This is a genomic window from Halostagnicola larsenii XH-48 (assembly GCF_000517625.1).
In the GTDB taxonomy this organism is placed as follows: domain Archaea; phylum Halobacteriota; class Halobacteria; order Halobacteriales; family Natrialbaceae; genus Halostagnicola; species Halostagnicola larsenii.
Genome location: NZ_CP007055.1, coordinates 2,676,665 through 2,694,418, shown reverse-complemented (window position 1 = coordinate 2,694,418; position 17,754 = coordinate 2,676,665). Strand labels below are relative to the sequence as shown.

Sequence of the window (17,754 nt, the reverse complement as noted above, 5' to 3'; positions counted from 1 at the left end):
AGCGCCCCGTCCTCTCAGCGCGGTCCGGCCAGCGAGCCCCGATACCGCTCGTCGTCGATTGCCTCGATCGAAAACTCGAGCGACTCGTAAAACGGCCGAACGCCGGCGTCGAAGTGTGCGGTCAACCGGCCCTCGCGCTCGAGTGCGCGTTCGATTAGCGCACGTCCGATCCCCCGTCCTCGATGTCGCCGTCGAACGCCGATCGCGCTGACGTGGGCTCCCTCTGCAGCGGATTCGGGCGGCTCCCCAACGTCCGCGAGCGGCTCGAGGACGATGGCTCCGAGTATCCGCTCGTCGGTATCTGTCGACTCCTCACGTCCAATCTGTGCTGCGTCGTCGCTCTCAGTTCGTGTGCTCCCACCGCCCTGTGCCGATCTGCCGTGGTCGGCGCGAGTCGCCGGCCACCGATCCCCCGCGACGAAGACGTCGTTCGCGTCGATTCGACTCTCGACGTCGCCGGGCTCTAACATCGCCGCGTCGAGAATCCGCCGGACCTCGAGGGCGTCGTCCTGGGTTGCAATGCGCGTGTACATCGGTTCTGGTGGCTACCGTACGGCCGCTGACTCTCGACCCTCGGCGTACCTATTCGTTTTGCCGCTCTTCCAGCACGCGCTCTTCGGGCGTCGGCCGCCCCGGATAGATTCCGTAGCTCGCGAACGCATAAAGTACCGTTACCACGACCGCACAGAGGATCCCGGCCCCGGCGACGGCCTCGAGCGCGGCGCTTGCGAACGGTCCGGAGAGCGCCTCGCCGAGAGCGGCGGCTTCCTCGCTGTTCGGGGATGTCGTCAGACCGTAGGGAAGAAACGCCACGAACGCGACCGTCCACAACCGACCCGTAGCGAGGCGCAGCGACTCGAGCGGGCGGTCGCCGACGGCGGTGGCGACGCCGAAGAGTCCGACAGCCGTCACCGCGAGCGCGAGAATCGTTCGGAGCGAGGGCGCAAATCCGTCGTTAATCGCGACGCCGAGGGCGACGAACCCGGCCGAAACTGCGAGGAAGAGTGTCGATCGAGCGGGGATTGTGGGACGCATTCTGCACGCCAGTATCGGCCGACCGTACAAATGTCTCGCGGACTTCGAAACGGTCGGTTTCAGTGAATAAACGGCTCGCTGACCTCCCTGAGCGGACAACAAAGGACGTATTACTGGCGCGGACGAGACGAACGTGAGAACGATGCGGCAGGATACACACCGACCGGTCGAAGACTCGCCGTCTGCAGAAGACTCGCAATTGGCCGACGGTTCGTCGGGGACCGAGAACTCGCAACTGGCCGAACGCACTCCAAACGCCCTGCGGGCACGTCACGTACTACGTCGATGACACGGACCTCTCGAGTAAAGCGACTCTGGAAGCGCCTCGTCGCGGACGGGCCCGACCAGTATCAGGCGTACGTTGCGTTCCCCCCGAGACCGGGTCGGGAGTCGATCGGCGACGTTCACGAGCGAATCGCCGAACTCGAGCGCGTCTTCGACGGCCGCCTCGACGTCTACGCACGATCACGCGGCGTCGCGGTCGCCACGGACCGCGTTCCGGCCGAGCGATTCGACGCCGACGCGTTCGAATCGATCCTCGAGCGGATCGAGCGCGTCTACGCTGGGACGCATCGACTCGCCCGCGTCGAGAAGCGACGACCGATCGACGGGAAACTCGTCACGTCCTACGTCGTCGTGCCGGTCAAGCCGCTCTTTCCCCTCGAGGGAGACGACGAGCACGCCGAAAAAATAGCACCGCCGGCCGAGTGACGCTTTCCAGCCCGTACGCAGCGGATTTTCGAGGCCGTGAGCGGCGCGACTAGTCGTCTTCTGCGCCCGGTCCGGCGCTCGGTTCGGAGCCCGTATCGTGGTCGCTACTGCGCGGACTCTCGGATCGGCTCTCTTCGGACGGCGCGACCGTACTCGTCCGTCCCATCCAGCCGTCGATGTTTTCGGAGACGTAGTCTTTGCCGCCCCATCCGAACGCGACGCCGGCACCGATGGCCACCGCGGCCGCCAGTCCCCACGCGAGCGCTCTGGCGAAGACGTAGAGGATGTCGACGTCGATCCCCATCGTATCGAGGCCGATGACGATCGCCGTGAAGTAGAGGAACATCCGGGCGCCGTTCGCGAACCAGCTCGCGTAGGACGTCTGCGTCGCGGCCCGGGTCCGTTCGATGACGTCGCCGACGAAGTCCGCCACGACGAACCCGAGGACGATGACGAGCAGGCCGGCGATGAACGCCGGCAGGTACGACACCGCCGTCGAGATCCACTCCGAGAGCGTCGGAATCGCCAGCGCGTTCGCCGCCGCGAGAATCGCGAGCGCGTAGACGAACCACTTCGCCAACGAACCGAACGCGCTCGAGACGGCCTGTTCAGTCCCGCCGAGGATGCGTCCGAGCGGCGTTTCGAGGACCATTCGATCGAGTTCGATGCCGTCGGCGATGCGGCCTACGACGCCCGCCGCGAAGCGACCGATGACCCAGCCGATGAGGAGGATGATCACCGCACCGACCAGCCGGGGAACGAATGTTATCAGTTCTGCTACCGGGTCCTGCAGCCAGTTGGGAAGCTGTACCGCCTGTGCGGGTAGGGATTGTACCATGCCTGTCATCGTAGGCTCGAACCGGCCTTTGTAATTGTGTAGATATTTTTGAGTCTGCAAAAAAGCCTGTTGCTGACGTGGCCGACACGATCGGTGAACTATTTGCTACGGGGAGTAACACGGACGGCTGATCATCACAGGTCGAGAGTGCATTTCATCGACATCCACAACGGCCTGTAGACGGCCGCCCACCGAAATCGAGAGACGGGGGCCGATAAAAGACGATTGACTCTCGTCCGATTCACCGGCTTACCGACCAGTAATATGTCCCGACAATCAATACTAGCGACCAACGCGGAGACACCTCAGTTCTCGAGCAATGCTCGAGCGTGGACACGAGACGGAATTCGAGCCGGCAGTGAACGGACTGTCCGGATTCTCGAGACATGCGAGCCGTCGAGTACCGACTCGAGCGACCGCTGGAATCGAGAAGCGTTCACAGATGGAAACCGACCGCCGGTTCGGTCGAACCGACAAACCACTTCTGGGCTTTCCCGCCCTATCCCGTCGGGAGACACTCTATAGTGGCCCGAACCGAAGGATGAGTAGTTCGGTCGGTAGCTCGTGAGATCGACCGGCTGGCGCTCATTTACCGGCCGCGCGGGTGAATTTGGTAATACGGGATTACCCGCCCTTGATCAATCGAAGTACCGTGATGTGCTCCGTGTCGACTGGCTGGTCCTCTGGAACGGGACGGCCATCGACGAGAACGGACACCTCGTGGGGGCTCAGATCGACTTCGGCAAGCAGATCGGCGTAGGTCGGCTTGCTGTCCACCGCTCCGTCCGAGTTAGTAGGGACGTCCTCGAGGGCGAACTCGTGGGTCCCTTCGCCTTTGACGTCCACGGTGACGCGCATACGCCCCGTTGTCGCCGTCCGGACTTGAGGGCGTCGTTGGCCGCTGGGCCGAGCGCTCGAGCCCGGTCAGTCGTCGCTAGTCAATCGGCGGTGATCAGTTGTCGCTAGTCAGTCAGCGGTCGATCCGTCGGTTCCCGTCGGTGTCGTGGATTCGCGGCTCCGTCGTCGGCCGCTGAAGAGCGTCATCGCGAGCGCGCCGAGACCGAGCAGGAAGATCAGGACGTTCACAGCGGGGCCGACGATCGGGATCTGTGCGAGCGCCGCACCGCCGACTAACCCCACGACGAGCGCGAGCCAGCGATTGCCGATCCCCACGAGCGACAGGAGCCAGGCCGCCACGGCGAACCGCCCGTAGACGATCCCGATCCAGACGAACAGCGCGAAGACGAACCCGCCGACGATCGAGAGCGGAATCCCAACGACCGTGATCGCCAGAGCGATCAGCGCGATGGGTACGACGATGAGGACCGCCAGCCCGACCAGCCCCGCCCGGACCGGAACGGACGCGACCCGGTCGGCGACACCGGCTGAAAAGCGCGGGAAGAGCAAGAGCAACGCCGCTCCCAAGAGCAGGTTCAGCGCCAGCGTATACAGCGCGAACAGCCACGTCACGATCGGCTCGAGCCCCTGTACGGGACCGACGCCGACCGACGAGGTTTGGGTGGTCTCCCCCTCGACGACACCCGTCTCGCCCTGCAGGTCGCCACTGTACTCGAGGTCGCCCGAGATGACGCCCGTCTCGCCGAGTTCGATCGTGTCTGCGCCGATCGTCGCGTCGCCGTCGATCGTGCCGTCGACGAAGACGGCACCGCCGCCCGCCTGGAACTCGCCGCCAACGGATCCCGCCTCGGTGAGGCGAACGTTGCCCGCGGCTGCGCTCACGTCGCCGTTGACGGCTCCGGCGACCTCGAGATTGCCCGAGACGACCGAAACGTCCCCCTCGACCTCTCCATTGATGTAGACGTTCCCGGCGACCGCGTTCACGTCGCCGGTGACGGTGCCGTCGACGATGACGTTCCCCGCGAACGCCTCGACGCTGTCGACGGTTTCTCCCTCGTCGACGGTGACTGTGCCGTCGACGCCGTCGGGCCCCTCGATCGACTGGGCCGCGACGAGCCCCGGCCCGATTCCGACGACGAGTACGAGGACCAACACGAGCACGGCGACTCGAGCCAGGCCGCCAGTCGATGAGCGTTTCGACGCGCTCGATTCCGACATTGCTGCGGTGGACGATGACATATTGCCGATACGCCGCGCTGGACGATAAAATAGTGTCTGTGATGACATTTTCGGAGAGGGTCAGTACGGGCGACTCGAGGCCGTTTCGAACCGGCCGCTCGGGCGATCCAATTTGCTCGCGGTTCGGTCGTTTTATCTTCGGCCCGCCCTTCTCGACGTGTATGAGCGAGGCCGACGCCGAGACCGCGGAGTCGACGCCGGGACGGACCGAAGTCTGGATCGAGAAGTATCGTCCCGAAACCCTCGACGACATCAAGGGCCACGAAGACATCATCCCGCGGCTCTCCCAGTACGTCGAGCAGGACGACCTGCCGCACCTCATGCTGGGGGGTCCGGCCGGTACCGGGAAAACTACGGCTTCACAGGCTGTAGCCCGCGAAATCTATGGAAACGACTGGCGCGATAACTTCCTCGAGTTGAACGCCTCCGACCAGCGCGGGATCGACGTCGTCCGCGACCGGATCAAGAACTTCGCGCGCTCGAGTTTCGGCGGCTACGACTACCGGATCATCTTTCTGGACGAAGCCGACGCGCTGACTTCGGACGCCCAGTCCGCGCTCCGCCGGACGATGGAGCAGTTCTCGCACAACACTCGCTTTATCCTCTCGTGTAACTACTCGAGTCAGATCATCGACCCCATCCAGTCCCGGTGTGCGGTGTTTCGCTTCACCGAACTCTCCGAATCGGCGATCGAGGAACAGGTGCGCGAAATCGCCGAAAACGAGGACATCGAGGTGACCGACGGCGGCGTCGACGCGCTGGTCTACGCCGCCGCGGGCGACATGCGAAAGGCGATCAACGGCCTGCAGGCCGCGGCGGTGATGGGCGAAACGGTCGACGAGGACGGCGTCTTCGCGATCACGGCCACCGCCCGTCCCGAGGAGGTCGAGGCGATGGTCGCACAGGCCATCGACGGCGACTTCACCGCCGCCCGCTCGACCCTCGAGACGCTGCTGATGGACCGCGGGCTCGCGGGCGGCGACGTGATCGATCAGCTTCACCGCTCGGCCTGGGAGTTCGACCTCTCGGAGGAGGCGACCGTGCGACTGCTCGAGCGACTCGGCGAGGTCGACTACCGGATCACGGAGGGCGCGAACGAACGACTGCAACTCGAGGCGATGCTGGCGGCGCTGGCGCTCGAAAACGAGGCGTGAGCGGACCGGATCAGGGGTCGGTATGTGTTCGAACCAGTTCGAACCCTTCGGCTGATTTTTATTTCTATCCAACAAATAGACCCGTATGGCTGGGACATTCAGACACCAGTGGACGACGGGGTACGGTGACTCGGGCGCGACTCCGTCTCGAGCGCGAGCGGAGATGCCGGTCGAGCGACCGGCGAGAACGGGATTGCAGGCGGTGGTGATCGACGGATGAGTCTCCGCGACCGGCTCGGAACCGGGTTTCGACTCGCTGGCGGCAGCGCAGCGGTCCTTCGGGCGAACCCGCGGTTGACGGTCTATCCGATCGTTGGGGGCGTCGCAACCGTCGCGTATCTCGCCACCGTCTTCGGCGGGTTCGTCGCACTCGGCGGATCGGAGTCGCTCGCCCTCGTGATCGCGCTGCTGGTTGGTGCCTACGCCGGGTCGATGTTCCTCGTCTCCGTTAGCATCGCCGCGCTCGTCTGGGCGAGCAGGGAAACGTTCGCCGGACAGACGCCGTCGGCGACCGACGCGTTCCGCGCCGCCTGCTCCCATCTCCGGGCGCTTTTGGTCTGGTCGATCCTGAGCGCGTTCGTCGGTCTCGCGCTGCAGGCGCTTGAGGAATCGAGCGATATCGTCGGCGTCATCCTCTCGGCGCTGCTTAGCACCGGGTGGCTCGCGCTGACGTACTTCGTCATCCCGGTGGTCGTCCTCGAGGACGCCGGGCCGACCACGATGATACAGGAGAGCGGCCAGATCATCCGTGACACGTGGGGCGAAACGCTCGGCTCCGAGTTCGGCGTCGGGTTCGTCACCGCCCTGTTGTTCGTTCCGGGGCTGGTAGTCGGCGTCGCGTTGTACGTCGTCGTCCCCGGTGACGCCGCGCTGCTCGTCGCCGTTCTCGGCGGCGGACTGCTCGTCGGTCTCGGCATGCTCGCCGGGTACACGCTCGGAGCGATCGCGAAAACGGCGCTGTACGTCTTCGCCCGATCGGGAACGATGCCCGGGGAGTTCGACGAGTCCACGCTCGTCGAAGACGCGGATCCCTCGTGACCGAACGACGCCGGCGATGGACTCCCGCGATCCGCTACAGCCAGTCGAAAAGAGGTTCTAACGGCGATAGCACCCCCCGAATCGCGAGTACGACGGCCCCGACCCCGAGCACCGAGGCGTACTCCCTGAACGCCGACTCGAGCGCTCGCTGGTCGTCCGAGGTGCCGAAAAACAGCATGGTCGGTTCCGTTGCCGGGCCGTAGACGGCCATCTCGCGCCCCTTTTCGGAGTAAACCGTCTCGTGCTGTTCGATGAGGTTCGCGTCGAGCAGGTTCTCTATGTGGTAGCCGGCCGTCTGGACCGATACCTCGAGTTCGGCCGCGAGTTCCGCCGCGGCCATCGGTTCTCGATTCAGCGCGCGAAACGCAGACTGCGCGGTCTCCGATTGGAGGGCCCCGAGGATCTCGTTCGCGTGATCGTCGTCGAGACAGACGACTTGTGGCGTCTCGCTTCGCTCGACCGTCGCGTCGGAATCTCTCGAAAACAGTCGTCCCATGGTCGTGTTCATGTTTCCGTCTGCGTCTCACACTAAAACGACACTGGTAACGGAGACGCAGTTCGAAGTTACCGTCTGCACTCAGACTACGGCCGGGGCCGACGATTCGTCCCGGTTTCCGACGCTCGTTTCGAAACAGCCGACGATCCTCGAGCGCCGGACGGAATGATAACACAACTGATTCGTACTCACTCACTCGAGGTACCGTCTTTTCGAAACACCCGTTTGTCGCCTACTGACGGACGTTTCGACGCGGTAGGTGGCTTTCCTCGCGTCGGTACAACCGACTCAGACTCCTGAAACAACGTGTTTGTCTTGCGATTATTTCTCGGATACCCGTTGCGGAACTGTTTTAGGCTTTCCAGAGCCAATCACACGTAGAATGAGCGAACTGGAGGAAGAATACCGCCTCGAGTACTTCGAGGAGGAGGGCTTCGAGCGAAAGACGTGCTCGGAGTGTGGCGCGCACTTCTGGACGCGCGATCACGAGCGGGAGACCTGCGGCGAACCCCCGTGTGCCGAGTACGACTTCATCGGGAGCCCCGGCTTCGAACAGGAGTACAGCCTCGAGGAGATGCGGGAGGCCTTTCTCTCCTTTTTCGAGGACCACGACCACGAGCGCATCGACCCCTATCCCGTCGCGGCGAACCGCTGGCGCGATGACGTGTTGTTGACCCAGGCGTCGATCTACGACTTCCAGCCGCTGATCACGAGCGGCCAGACGCCGCCGCCGGCGAACCCGCTGACGATCTCCCAGCCCTGCATCCGGATGCAGGACATCGACAACGTCGGGAAGACGGGTCGCCACACGATGGCCTTCGAGATGATGGCCCACCACGCGTTCAACGCGCGCGAGGATATCGACGACCCCGAGCAGTACGCCTACCAGGGGGAGGTCTACTGGAAGGACCAGACGGTCCAGTACTGCGACGAACTGCTCGAGTCGATGGGTGCGGACATCACCGAGGTCACCTACATCGAGGATCCCTGGGTCGGCGGCGGCAACGCTGGCCCCGCCATCGAGGTCATCTACCGCGGCCTCGAGCTGGCGACGCTGGTCTTCATGTGCATGGAGCAAGACCCCGACGGCGAGTACGAACTCAAAGACGGGAACCGCTACTCCTACATGGACACCTACGTCGTCGACACGGGCTACGGCCTCGAGCGCTGGACCTGGATGAGCCAGGGCACGCCGACGGTCTATCAGGCGATCTACCCCGAGATGATCGACTTCCTCACCGAGAACGCGGGCCTCGAGCACACCGAGCGCGAAGAGGAGATCATCGCCCGCGCGTCGCGGCTCTCGGGCCAACTCGACATCGACGACGTCGACGACGTCGAGGCGGCGCGAGACGACATCGCCGACGCGCTCGACATTCCGACCGATGAGCTTCGCGACCTCTTGGAACCGCTCGAGTCGATCTACGCCATCGCGGATCACTGCCGGACGCTCGCGTACATGCTCGGTGACGGAATTGTCCCCTCGAACGTCGGCACCGGTTATCTCACGCGAATGGTGCTTCGGCGCACGAAGCGGCTCTGTGACACCGTCGGCGTCGACGCGCCGCTCGACGAACTCGTCGACATGCAGGCCGAGCGACTCGAGTACGAGAACCGCGACACCGTCCGCGACATCGTCCGGACGGAAGTCGAGAAGTACCGCGAGACGCTCGACCGCGGCGGTCGACGGGTCGAAACCCTCGCCGAGGAGTACGCCAAGAAAGGCGAGCCGATCCCGACCGACGAACTGATCGAACTCTACGACTCCCACGGCATCCAGCCCGACATGGTCGAGGAAATCGCTGCGGAGGCCGGTGCTGAAGTCGACGTTCCGGACGACTTCTACAGCCTCGTCGCCGACCGACATGATACGACGGATGCCGAACTCGAGGGTGCAGACGACGAGGACGATCGGTTCTCGGACCTCCCGGAGACGGAGAAACTCTACTACGACGACCAGCAACGGACCCAGTTCGAAGCCGTCATCCTCGATGTCTTCGAGCGCGAGGACGGCTACGATATCGTCCTCGATCAGACGATGTTCTACCCGGAAGGCGGCGGACAGCCGGCCGATACGGGAACCATTTCGACCGACAATACGACCGTCGAGATTCGAGACGTGCAGGTCGAAGACGGCGTCATTTTCCACCGGGCCGACGAGCGAGTGGGGAAAGGCGAGTTCGTCAACGGCCAGATTAACGGCCCCCGTCGCCGACAGCTCATGCGCCAGCACACGGCGACCCACATCGTCGTCCACGCCGCCAGACAGGTACTCGGCGAGCACATTCGACAGGCCGGCGCCCAGAAGGGCGTCGAATCCTCCCGAATCGACGTTCGCCACTACGATCGAATCTCCCGCGAGGAGGTCAAACTGATCGAACACCTCGCCAACGAGATGGTGATGGACAACATCGCGGTCACCCAGGAGTGGCCCCACCGAAACGAGGCAGAAGCCGAACACGGCTTCGACCTCTATCAGGGCGGCATTCCGCCAGGAACGAACATCCGCCTGATCCAGGTCGGCGAGGACATCCAGGCCTGCGGGGGGACCCACGTCGCCCGAACCGGTGACATCGGCGCGATCAAAGTGCTCAACACCGAACGCGTACAGGACGGCGTCGAACGACTCGTCTTCGCCGCCGGCGAGGCGGCGATCGGTTCGACGCAGGCCACAGAGGACGCACTCTACGAGGCAGCGGAGACGCTCGACGTAACGCCCCAGAACGTCCCCGAGACTGCAGCGCGGTTCTTCGAGGAGTGGAAAGCGCGCGGCAAACAGATCGAGGACCTCAAAGAACAACTGGCCGCGGCCCGTGCGGGCGGCGGTGGCGGCGGCGAGGAGGTCGAGGTCGGCGACGCGACGGCCGTCGTCCAGCGCATCGACGCGGACATGGACGAACTTCGGGCCACGGCGAACGCGCTCGTCGAGGACGGTGCGGTCGCCGTCTTAGGCTCGGGACAGAGCGGCGCCCAGTTCGTCGTCGCCGTCCCCGACGACGTCGCGGTCAACGCCGGCGAGGTCGTCAGCGAACTGGCGAGCAAGGTCGGCGGCGGCGGCGGCGGCCCGCCGGACTTCGCGCAGGGCGGCGGCCCTAACGAAGCGGATCTCGACGACGCCCTCGAGGACGCGCCCGACGTATTGCGCCACGTGCTGAACGCCTGAGATTCGACTGCTTTTGTACCGCGTTTACCCGGACAGCTCGAGTGCGTCCGTCGCCGCGTCCCGAACCGTCTCAGCGTGTGTCTCGGGCGCGTAGACGCCGAGTCGCCACTGGGCGCGCTGGGCGGCCTGCAGTCCCTGCACCAGCGGCGACTGTTCGTGGAGTCGGCGAACGTCGCCGTTGACGACGACCCGTGCGTTGATTTCGGGCATGCTCGGTCGCCCGGGACAGTCGATGATGACCGCGCCGGGTTCGAGGCCGAGCGATCGCTCGAGGTCGGCCTCGAGGTCCCTGCACGCTGCGTGGCCGGCCTCGAGCACCCATTCGGGGACCCCTTCGAGTTCCGCCCAGACGGCGCGTTTGTACAGGCGACGCTCGGCGAGTCGGGCGGCGAGCGGCTCGGTCCGATCGCACTCTCGGAGCGCGGCAAGCAGTTGGGCGTCGGTCATCCGGGCGAACGTCGCCGCGTCGAGGTCGGTTTCGTCGAGCAGTCGTTCGCTGGCTCGCTCGAGCATCGAGCCGGCGATCCGGGAGACGTGGTGGCGGTAGACGGTCGCGTTCATCAGCGCGCGGGCGACGAGCAGGCTCTCGGCGGTGGCGACGTTGCCCGCCGCGAGCGCGAGGTCGCCGTCGACGAACTGCAGCACGCGGACGAGTCGACCGGGATCGACGGTGCCGTAGGGGACGCCCGTGTGGTGGGCGTCGCGAACGAGGTAATCAGTCCGGTCGACGTCGAGGTCGCTCGAGACGAGTTGGCCGAGTTTCCCTTCGCCGGCGATCAGGTCGGCGACCGCTCCCGGCTCGAGGCCGTGGGACTCGAGGACGGTCGCGAGTTCGCCGTCGGCCAGCAGGTGGTCGACGTCGTCGTGGTGGCGGCCGAGGCGGCGCTCGATGATCCGCTCGGTCTGGTGGCCGTAGGGTCCGTGGCCGACGTCGTGCAGTAGCGCCGCCGCGCGGACGGATTCGGCGCGAGCGTCGCTGATCTCGAGATGCTCGAGTGCCTGCTTCGCGAGGTGATAGACGCCGAGGCTGTGCTCGAAGCGGGTGTGACTCGCGGAGGGGTAGACGAGCCGGACCGTCGAGAGCTGTTTGACGTGTCGGAGTCGCTGCACCGCCGCCGTATCGAGAAGTTCGCGGGCGACCCCGTCGACCTCGATGTAGTCGTGGACGGCGTCTTTGATCGCGTTCATACCTCTCCTTTCCGCGGGTGCGGCAAAATCGATCCGATGTCGCGTTCCTCGTATGATAGGTTACCCGGCGGTCGTCGGTGAACGATACCCGGTACTTTACCCGCGTGGGCGACAATCACACAGTAGATGGAAACGGAGTACGGACTGGTAGACAGCGAGGCCGTCGAGACCCCCGGGGACGAGTGGGAGGAAATCGATGTCTCGGACACCGAAGCCGACCGGATCGCGCGAAAGCGCGACCGGGAGTTCGAGCAGTTCGAAGAGCGGATCAAAGACGCCGATCAGTTCAAGGTCGAGCAGTCGGTGTTCGACGACGCGACGTTCGCGGCGCTTTATAAACTCGTCCAGGACGGTCACGTCGAGGCGTTCGGCGGCCCGCTCTCGACCGGCAAGGAGGCGAACGTCTACCACGCGCTGGGGGGCGACCGCGAGGTCGCCGTGAAGATCTACCGGATCAACTCCTCGAACTTCCGCCAGATGCGCGACTATCTCGAGGGCGATCCGCGCTTCGAGGGACTCGGCGGCAAGAAAAAAGACGTCGTCCTCGCATGGGTGAAAAAGGAGTACGCGAACTTACAGCGGGCCCAGGCGGCGGGGGTGAACGTCCCCGATCCGATCGCGACCGAGCGAAACGTCCTCGTGATGGAGTACATCGGCGACGAGGACGGACGCGCCAAGCGCCTGGGCGAAGTCTCGATCGAAAACCCCGAGACCGCCTACAAGGTGGTCCGCGAGTACATGCGCCGACTCTATGCGGCCGGCCTGATCCACGGCGACTTGAGCGAGTACAACATCGTCTTCGACGAGGGCCAACTCGTCGTTATCGACCTCGGACAGGCAGTTACCGTCCACCACCCGAACAGCCGAACGTTCCTCGAGCGCGATTGTTACAACGTCGCGAACTTCTTCTCGCGGGAAGGGTTCGAGGTCACCGGCGACGACCTTCTCGAGTTCGTGACCGATCCGGATCCCGATCCCTCGGGGAACTCGTAGGGATCGACTTGCGGAGTGGCGATCGACTCGAAACTATACTTTGGCGGATTCACTCTCCGTCCGATCGCTCACCTCGCCAGCGTTCGTACACGTAGCCGACGACGCTCGAGAGTCCGAAACATCCCACGAGAAACGGCATCCAGTAGGTCCAAAACTCATATCGCGGAGCGATGGCGTTACCGACCGCCGATCCGATCACGAACACGAGATACCCCGGCAGGGCGAGCGGCGACATCCACGACGAGCGGAGCCATCCGAGCGCGAACGGCACCACAAACAACGCGTACGTCAATAGCGTTACAGGGCTGGTCAGAACCTGTCGAAGCGATGGGTGCGGGCTCATCGGCTTTCCTCCGTTTCGATCAGGCCGTGTAACTCGAGGACTTTCGCGGCCCCGAACCGGGTGTGGCGGACCATCGCCTCGTCGTCGAGAACGAACGAGGTCGACTCGAGCAGGTATCCCGTCGAGCCGAGTTCGCGGGTAGCCGCCTGAAAGAGCAACGGGCCGTTGATGTCGCTCACGCTGGCTCGAAACCGGTGAAGCGGCATGTACCAGGAGATCATCGCGTCGTTGAGCGCGTTCGCGACCGCCGGGCCGCGAGCGCCGGGCGAGTAGAAAACGACCTGTCCGACGTACTGGTGGACGCCGTAGATGCCGAGCGACCGGTGGAGGTCGAGGACGATATCGGGGTCGTAGCGCTCGAGGGCGTCCCAGACCCCCCGGGCGAGTTCGGTCTGTGGCTCGTCCCCCGGCGGAAATTGCCGGTTTAGGTCGCCGCCGGTCCCTTCCCGTTCTTCGTTTTCGATCGCGACGCGGTTCGTTTCGGGGACGACGACGAGGGTTCCCGCGTCCGGATGCCAGTCGGTCATCTCGTGAGCGACGGCGATCCCGTTTTGCTCGTCGCCGTGGACGCCTCCGAAGACCATCGCCGTGGGCCCGTCTGCGGGCGCGTCGATCTCGTACAGCGGCGTCTCGTGGTCCGTCCCCTCGAGGAGCCGTTCCGAGCGACGAGCGATCTCGCCCGTTCCGTGGGTCCGCCGTGTCGCCGCGACCGGGCCACCGCCGGGAGACGGTCTCGAGAGGGCACCGGCGACGATTCCGCCGACGGTGACACAGCCTGCGGCGAGCGCGTGTCGTCGCTTCATCGTTTGAGGTCCCCACGTTCCTCCTAATCCCTCTTTCTATCGATCGAAAGAGTTTGAAATAATTGACAGGACCGGCGGTCCGAAACGCTCTTTGTCGCTCCGTCGAAACTACCGATCATGAGAGCCGCTCTCGACTGGCGTTGGCACGAGCCCTCGAGAGCGGACAGTCCTGTCGGTTCGGACGACGCGGCCTAACCCGTCGTTCGGACTCCACTCGCTCCCTGCGCTCTTCTGTTTTTGCCACGTCTCGAGTCCACAGCATCCACGCCGCGAACATTCCGACACGAATGACGAACTCAACCGACCCGACCGACGACCGTACCGATTCACGACCGACCGAGACTCCCGGACGGGCTGACTCGCGAGAAGTCGAGGGCGATGAATCCGCTGGCTCACCCTCGAGTGCCGACGACGGCTTTACCGTGACGCCCTACGCCGTCGAGGGCGAGATCGACTACGAAAAACTCACAGAGCGCTTCGGGGCCGATCCGCTGACCGACGAGCAGATCGCTCGGTTTCCGGACCATCCGCTGGTTCGACGCCGGACGTTCTACGCCGGCCGAGACGTCGACCGGTACCTCCAGGCCGCCGAATCGGGCGCGCCACACTCGATCGTCACGGGACGAGGGCCCTCGGGGGCGATGCACCTCGGGCACGTCCTTCCGCTGTATCTCGCGAAGCGCTTCCAGCAGGAGACGGGGGCGACGGTCTACGTTCCGCTTTCGGACGACGAGAAGTTCCTCGCGAAAAATCAATCCTTCGCGGAAATCGGCGAGCACACTCGAGAGAACCTTAGAGATGTCCTCGCGGTTGGATTCGATCCCGACCGGACGAGAATCGTCGTCGACACTGCCGACGCCGACGTGATCTACCCGATTGCGGTCCGACTCGCGAAGCATCTCACGCCGGCGACCGTCGAGGCGGTCTACGGCGAGCAAGAAACCGTCGGCCTGCAGTTCTACCCGGCAGTGCAGGCGACGCACCTCCTGTTGCCCCAGCTCGTCGACGGACGCCAGCCGACGCTCGTGCCGATCGCCGTCGATCAGGATCCCCACGTCCGCGTCTGTCGGGACGTGGCTGCAAAGGAAGCGCTCCCGGTCGACAAACCCGGTGCGCTACTCGGCCGATTTCTCCCGAGTCTCGAGGGCCCGGGGAAGATGAGTTCCTCCGGCGACGCGCCCTCGATCGAGCTCACCGACGACCCCGACGCGGTCACCGAGACGATCCGGACGCACGCCTACACCGGCGGTCAGCCGACGCTCGAGCAACACCGCGAGCGCGGCGGCGATCCGGCTGTCGACGTTCCGTTCCAGTACCTGCGATTCTTCTTCGAACCCGACGACGACGAACTCGATCGACTCGCCCGCCGGTATCGTGCCGGCGACCTGCTAAGCGGCGAGCTAAAGGAGGTTGCGATCGACAGCATTTCCGACTTCCTGGCCAGCCACCAGCACCGGCGCTCGGAACTGGGGTCGCTTGCGGACGAACTCGAGCCCTACCGGCTCTCGGCGGCAGAGCGGGCGCGGGCGCTCGAGTCGGCCGGTGTTCCGCGACTCGAGTGAGTCTACGCCGTTTGGGTGGCTGCCTCGCCCCGAACCGATTTGTGCCTCGCCGTCCCCTGATGGGGTATGCGCGTTGGGATCATCGCGGACACGCACGATAACGTTCCGGCGATCGAACGAGCGACGGAGATTTTCGACGACGAAGGCGTCGAGATAGTGGTCCACTGCGGCGACTTCGTCGCCCCGCTCGTCCCGCCGTACTTCTCGGAGTTCGAACTCCACGGCGTCCTCGGGAACAACGACGGCGACGCCGCCAATTTGCAGTCGGCGTTCGACTCGTTAGGCGGCGAGAGCGAACTCCACGGCCGGTTCGCGTCCCTCGAGTTCGACGGGCTCTCGGTGGCGGTCCTCCACGGCGAATCGCTCGAGGAGGTTCGCGCCGTCGCCGAGGGCGAGCGCTACGACTACGTCTGTTACGGCCACCACCACGCTCGAGAACACTCGGAGGAAGGCCGAACGACGGTCCTCAATCCCGGCGCGCACTTTCCGCCGACGCCCGACGAGGACCGGACGGTGGCGATTCTGGACACGCGCTCGGAGTCAGTTCGGTTCCGGTCAATGCTCGAGTAGCGCGTCGAACCGGGCGAAACGGAATCGGCGCGCGCATCGGGTTGCCCGGTATAGCTACGAGACGCGCTCGAGCACCGTCTCCCGAAGCTCACGGGGCGTCTCGACGATCGCGTCCGCCGGCGAGAGGTCGAGTCCCGTGTGGGCGTCGATCCGGTAGGCGACGGTGTACGTTCCAGCTCGAGACGCCGACTGAACGCCGTTTTCGGAGTCCTCGACGGCGACGCAGTCGCCGGGCTCGCGGTTGATTTTCGTCGCCGCCTGCTCGAAGATGTATGGATGGGGTTTGCCCGGTCCCTCGATATCCTCGCCGCTGACGATCTCGTCGAACCGGCCCTCGAGATCGAAGCGATCGAAGACGATTTCGATCCAGTCGTGGGGCGAGGAGGTGACCAGCGCGACCGTCGCGTCCCGGTCGTGCAGTTCATCGAGGTGGTCGTGAAACCCCGGCAGGAGCGAGACGTGCTCGCTGTAGATCTCGCGGGCCGTCTCGGCGAAGACCTCGACGAAGCGCTCCCGGGAGATCGCCGTCTCGTAGTTCGACTCGAGATACTCGTAGGTTTCCCGGTAGTTCATCCCCGATATCTCGGCGACGGGGACGGTCTCGTCGGGAACGGTCATCGGCAGAATGTGCTCGCGTTCGCGCTCGACCCAGTAGTCCTCAGAATCGATGATCACGCCGTCCATATCGAAGAGTACAGCAGTCATTTGGAGTCGACTCGAGGTTCGCCCGCCGAACGGATAGCCGTTTCCCGTTTCTCGCCTTCGCTTTCGATACCGCTGCTGTCAGCCACTCTGTCAGTGATACCAACCTATTTCTATCAGTGAAATTATTTTATTCATGAAACGTCGTCGCGCAATTCGACGGGGTACGATAACCACTCAGTGACCGGTTCGAACCACTGCCGACGGGTGGGCGTAGCGATGACGCGACGGGTCGGTTGCGAAGCCTCGAATCGTTCGACTATCGATGTACCGTCCCCTGACGCTCGTGCTCTAACACCTCCGCCGCCGAATCGGCGACGTCCGCGTCGAACTCCCGCTCGAGCAGCCACAGCGCCAGATCGATCCCCGAGGTGACCCCGCCGGCCGTGAGGATATCGCCGTCGTCGACGACCCGCTGATCGACGGTCTCGGTGTACTCGGCGAGGTCCTCGAGTGCGGTGTGATGGGTCGTCGCGGGTCGTCCCTCGAGTATGCCAGCGTCGGCGAGGATCATCGCGCCGGTACAGACCGAGGCGACCGTCGCGCTGCGGGCGTGTGCGTCGGCGACGGCCGCCGGAAGCCGCGTTTCGCTGATTGCTCGTCGGACGCCGCCGTCCTCGCTGGCCCACCCGCCGCCGGGGACGACGAGCAGGTCCGGGTCGCCGAGCGTGCCGTCGGGTTCGACACGCATGCCGTGGCTCGCTCGAACCAGGTCCGTCGGCTCGAGCGTGACGAAACTCGTCTCGAGGGGTGCGCCCGCCTCTCGGCCGTAATCGAACACCTCGTAGGGACCGACAGCGTCCAGTTCGTCGAAGCCCTCGAAGAGGAGGATTTCGGCAGTGATTGGAGTCATGCGTTCCCTTCGGGGGGACCGGCCGTCAGCGTTGCTGTTCGAGCCGCGGCGCGATTCGTTCACCGCCGCTGTCCGGTCGGATTCTGTCGTCCGGTTGCATTCTGCCCGGTTTCGTTCTGCTATCCGGTTGCCTCCGCAGTACCCTATCGCTGAGCGACCCTCGAGGCATACCTATAACCGCTTTCGTGGAGAATAATCGTGATGGATA

The 17,754-nt window shown here is 64.7% G+C and carries 19 protein-coding genes; 8 read left to right on the top strand and 11 right to left on the bottom strand.

Features of this window, described 5'->3' with window-relative positions; all coding sequences use genetic code 11:
- Window positions 1–14: 14 nt before the first annotated feature.
- Together HALLA_RS13595 and HALLA_RS13590 are read right to left on the bottom strand one after the other, a co-directional pair.
- Window positions 15–533, bottom strand: a complete 519-nt coding sequence (locus HALLA_RS13595; RefSeq protein ID WP_049953866.1) for a GNAT family N-acetyltransferase — start codon at window positions 531–533, stop codon at window positions 15–17.
- A 49-nt stretch (window positions 534–582) separates the two neighbouring features.
- Window positions 583–1,035: a DUF1467 family protein gene (locus tag HALLA_RS13590; protein ID WP_049953865.1), complete on the bottom strand. Its 453-nt coding sequence runs from the start codon at window positions 1,033–1,035 to the stop codon at window positions 583–585.
- A gap of 285 nt (window positions 1,036–1,320) precedes the next feature.
- Here HALLA_RS13590 and HALLA_RS13585 point away from each other — a divergent pair, with 285 nt between their 5' ends.
- Window positions 1,321–1,746 carry a hypothetical protein gene (locus tag HALLA_RS13585; protein ID WP_049953864.1) on the top strand — a complete coding sequence of 142 codons (426 nt, stop codon included), beginning with the start codon at window positions 1,321–1,323 and terminating at the stop codon, window positions 1,744–1,746.
- A 49-nt stretch (window positions 1,747–1,795) separates the two neighbouring features.
- Here the strand turns inward: HALLA_RS13585 and HALLA_RS13580 are convergent, their stop codons facing one another.
- The 3 genes from HALLA_RS13580 to HALLA_RS13565 form a co-directional block, all read right to left on the bottom strand.
- Entirely contained in the window at window positions 1,796–2,584 is a 789-nt protein-coding gene (locus HALLA_RS13580) for a mechanosensitive ion channel family protein (RefSeq protein ID WP_049953863.1), read from the bottom strand.
- Window positions 2,585–3,208: 624 nt separating this feature from the next.
- Complete coding sequence (gene samp2, locus HALLA_RS13570) at window positions 3,209–3,442, bottom strand: ubiquitin-like small modifier protein SAMP2 (protein ID WP_049953861.1); 234 nt, start codon at window positions 3,440–3,442, stop codon at window positions 3,209–3,211.
- A 108-nt stretch (window positions 3,443–3,550) separates the two neighbouring features.
- The gene (locus HALLA_RS13565; protein WP_049953860.1) at window positions 3,551–4,660 is read right to left on the bottom strand and encodes a bactofilin family protein; all 1,110 of its coding nucleotides are present in this window, start codon (window positions 4,658–4,660) and stop codon (window positions 3,551–3,553) included.
- 182 nt (window positions 4,661–4,842) lie between these two features.
- Between HALLA_RS13565 and HALLA_RS13560 the strand changes: the two genes are divergently transcribed.
- From HALLA_RS13560 to HALLA_RS13555, 3 genes are all read left to right on the top strand, one after another.
- On the top strand, window positions 4,843–5,835 hold the full coding sequence (locus tag HALLA_RS13560) for a replication factor C small subunit (protein WP_049953859.1): 993 nt from the start codon (window positions 4,843–4,845) through the stop codon (window positions 5,833–5,835).
- 85 nt (window positions 5,836–5,920) lie between these two features.
- On the top strand, window positions 5,921–6,055 hold the full coding sequence (locus tag HALLA_RS21655) for a hypothetical protein (RefSeq protein ID WP_277921464.1): 135 nt from the start codon (window positions 5,921–5,923) through the stop codon (window positions 6,053–6,055).
- Complete coding sequence (locus HALLA_RS13555; RefSeq protein WP_049953858.1) at window positions 6,052–6,873, top strand: DUF6159 family protein; 822 nt, start codon at window positions 6,052–6,054, stop codon at window positions 6,871–6,873. Before HALLA_RS21655 ends, HALLA_RS13555 begins: the two co-directional genes overlap by 4 nt.
- A gap of 34 nt (window positions 6,874–6,907) precedes the next feature.
- Here HALLA_RS13555 and HALLA_RS13550 read toward each other — a convergent pair whose 3' ends face one another.
- Window positions 6,908–7,381 carry a helix-turn-helix domain-containing protein gene (locus HALLA_RS13550; RefSeq protein ID WP_084569017.1) on the bottom strand — a complete coding sequence of 158 codons (474 nt, stop codon included), beginning with the start codon at window positions 7,379–7,381 and terminating at the stop codon, window positions 6,908–6,910.
- 370 nt (window positions 7,382–7,751) lie between these two features.
- Here HALLA_RS13550 and alaS point away from each other — a divergent pair, with 370 nt between their 5' ends.
- Window positions 7,752–10,532: an alanine--tRNA ligase gene (gene alaS / locus HALLA_RS13545; protein ID WP_049953856.1), complete on the top strand. Its 2,781-nt coding sequence runs from the start codon at window positions 7,752–7,754 to the stop codon at window positions 10,530–10,532.
- Window positions 10,533–10,556: 24 nt separating this feature from the next.
- Here the strand turns inward: alaS and HALLA_RS13540 are convergent, their stop codons facing one another.
- Window positions 10,557–11,720, bottom strand: coding sequence for an HD domain-containing protein (locus HALLA_RS13540; RefSeq protein ID WP_049953855.1), 1,164 nt, complete (start codon window positions 11,718–11,720; stop codon window positions 10,557–10,559).
- Between the two features lie 126 nt (window positions 11,721–11,846).
- Between HALLA_RS13540 and rio1 the strand changes: the two genes are divergently transcribed.
- Window positions 11,847–12,713, top strand: a complete 867-nt coding sequence (rio1, locus tag HALLA_RS13535) for a serine/threonine-protein kinase Rio1 (RefSeq protein ID WP_049953854.1) — start codon at window positions 11,847–11,849, stop codon at window positions 12,711–12,713.
- 49 nt (window positions 12,714–12,762) lie between these two features.
- On the opposite strand, the gene HALLA_RS13530 is transcribed toward rio1, so the two are convergent.
- Together HALLA_RS13530 and HALLA_RS13525 are read right to left on the bottom strand one after the other, a co-directional pair.
- A complete protein-coding gene (locus tag HALLA_RS13530) occupies window positions 12,763–13,056 on the bottom strand; it encodes a hypothetical protein (protein ID WP_049953853.1) in 294 nt (97 codons plus the stop codon).
- Complete coding sequence (locus tag HALLA_RS13525) at window positions 13,053–13,859, bottom strand: succinylglutamate desuccinylase/aspartoacylase family protein (RefSeq protein WP_049953852.1); 807 nt, start codon at window positions 13,857–13,859, stop codon at window positions 13,053–13,055. The genes HALLA_RS13530 and HALLA_RS13525 overlap by 4 nt, the downstream gene beginning before the upstream one ends.
- 287 nt (window positions 13,860–14,146) lie before the next feature.
- On the opposite strand from HALLA_RS13525, the gene HALLA_RS13520 reads away from it, so the two are divergent.
- On the top strand, window positions 14,147–15,421 hold the full coding sequence (locus HALLA_RS13520; protein ID WP_049953851.1) for a tryptophan--tRNA ligase: 1,275 nt from the start codon (window positions 14,147–14,149) through the stop codon (window positions 15,419–15,421).
- Between the two features lie 66 nt (window positions 15,422–15,487).
- Window positions 15,488–15,991 (top strand): metallophosphoesterase family protein, encoded by a 504-nt coding sequence (locus HALLA_RS13515; RefSeq protein ID WP_049953850.1) that lies wholly within the window; start codon window positions 15,488–15,490, stop codon window positions 15,989–15,991.
- Between the two features lie 54 nt (window positions 15,992–16,045).
- On the opposite strand, the gene HALLA_RS13510 is transcribed toward HALLA_RS13515, so the two are convergent.
- Together HALLA_RS13510 and HALLA_RS13505 are read right to left on the bottom strand one after the other, a co-directional pair.
- The gene (locus tag HALLA_RS13510) at window positions 16,046–16,696 is read right to left on the bottom strand and encodes an HAD family hydrolase (RefSeq protein ID WP_049953849.1); all 651 of its coding nucleotides are present in this window, start codon (window positions 16,694–16,696) and stop codon (window positions 16,046–16,048) included.
- Window positions 16,697–16,952: 256 nt separating this feature from the next.
- Window positions 16,953–17,546 (bottom strand): DJ-1/PfpI family protein, encoded by a 594-nt coding sequence (locus tag HALLA_RS13505; RefSeq protein ID WP_049953848.1) that lies wholly within the window; start codon window positions 17,544–17,546, stop codon window positions 16,953–16,955.
- Window positions 17,547–17,754: the final 208 nt, after the last annotated feature.

What these genes read in the sequence shown, in the direction of transcription:
- HALLA_RS13585 (WP_049953864.1), top strand. Translation starts at nt 1,321, where the DNA reads ATGACACGGACCTCTCGAGTAAAGCGACTCTGGAAGCGCCTCGTCGCG.
- samp2 (WP_049953861.1), bottom strand. Translation starts at nt 3,442, where the DNA reads ATGCGCGTCACCGTGGACGTCAAAGGCGAAGGGACCCACGAGTTCGCC.
- rio1 (WP_049953854.1), top strand. Translation starts at nt 11,847, where the DNA reads ATGGAAACGGAGTACGGACTGGTAGACAGCGAGGCCGTCGAGACCCCC.
- HALLA_RS13565 (WP_049953860.1), bottom strand. Translation starts at nt 4,660, where the DNA reads ATGTCGGAATCGAGCGCGTCGAAACGCTCATCGACTGGCGGCCTGGCT.
- HALLA_RS13520 (WP_049953851.1), top strand. Translation starts at nt 14,147, where the DNA reads ATGACGAACTCAACCGACCCGACCGACGACCGTACCGATTCACGACCG.
- HALLA_RS13505 (WP_049953848.1), bottom strand. Translation starts at nt 17,546, where the DNA reads ATGACTCCAATCACTGCCGAAATCCTCCTCTTCGAGGGCTTCGACGAA.
- HALLA_RS13595 (WP_049953866.1), bottom strand. Translation starts at nt 533, where the DNA reads ATGTACACGCGCATTGCAACCCAGGACGACGCCCTCGAGGTCCGGCGG.
- HALLA_RS13560 (WP_049953859.1), top strand. Translation starts at nt 4,843, where the DNA reads ATGAGCGAGGCCGACGCCGAGACCGCGGAGTCGACGCCGGGACGGACC.
- HALLA_RS13555 (WP_049953858.1), top strand. Translation starts at nt 6,052, where the DNA reads ATGAGTCTCCGCGACCGGCTCGGAACCGGGTTTCGACTCGCTGGCGGC.
- HALLA_RS13515 (WP_049953850.1), top strand. Translation starts at nt 15,488, where the DNA reads ATGCGCGTTGGGATCATCGCGGACACGCACGATAACGTTCCGGCGATC.
- HALLA_RS13525 (WP_049953852.1), bottom strand. Translation starts at nt 13,859, where the DNA reads ATGAAGCGACGACACGCGCTCGCCGCAGGCTGTGTCACCGTCGGCGGA.
- HALLA_RS13510 (WP_049953849.1), bottom strand. Translation starts at nt 16,696, where the DNA reads ATGACTGCTGTACTCTTCGATATGGACGGCGTGATCATCGATTCTGAG.
- HALLA_RS13580 (WP_049953863.1), bottom strand. Translation starts at nt 2,584, where the DNA reads ATGGTACAATCCCTACCCGCACAGGCGGTACAGCTTCCCAACTGGCTG.
- HALLA_RS13540 (WP_049953855.1), bottom strand. Translation starts at nt 11,720, where the DNA reads ATGAACGCGATCAAAGACGCCGTCCACGACTACATCGAGGTCGACGGG.
- alaS (WP_049953856.1), top strand. Translation starts at nt 7,752, where the DNA reads ATGAGCGAACTGGAGGAAGAATACCGCCTCGAGTACTTCGAGGAGGAG.
- HALLA_RS13530 (WP_049953853.1), bottom strand. Translation starts at nt 13,056, where the DNA reads ATGAGCCCGCACCCATCGCTTCGACAGGTTCTGACCAGCCCTGTAACG.
- HALLA_RS13550 (WP_084569017.1), bottom strand. Translation starts at nt 7,381, where the DNA reads ATGAACACGACCATGGGACGACTGTTTTCGAGAGATTCCGACGCGACG.
- HALLA_RS21655 (WP_277921464.1), top strand. Translation starts at nt 5,921, where the DNA reads ATGGCTGGGACATTCAGACACCAGTGGACGACGGGGTACGGTGACTCG.
- HALLA_RS13590 (WP_049953865.1), bottom strand. Translation starts at nt 1,035, where the DNA reads ATGCGTCCCACAATCCCCGCTCGATCGACACTCTTCCTCGCAGTTTCG.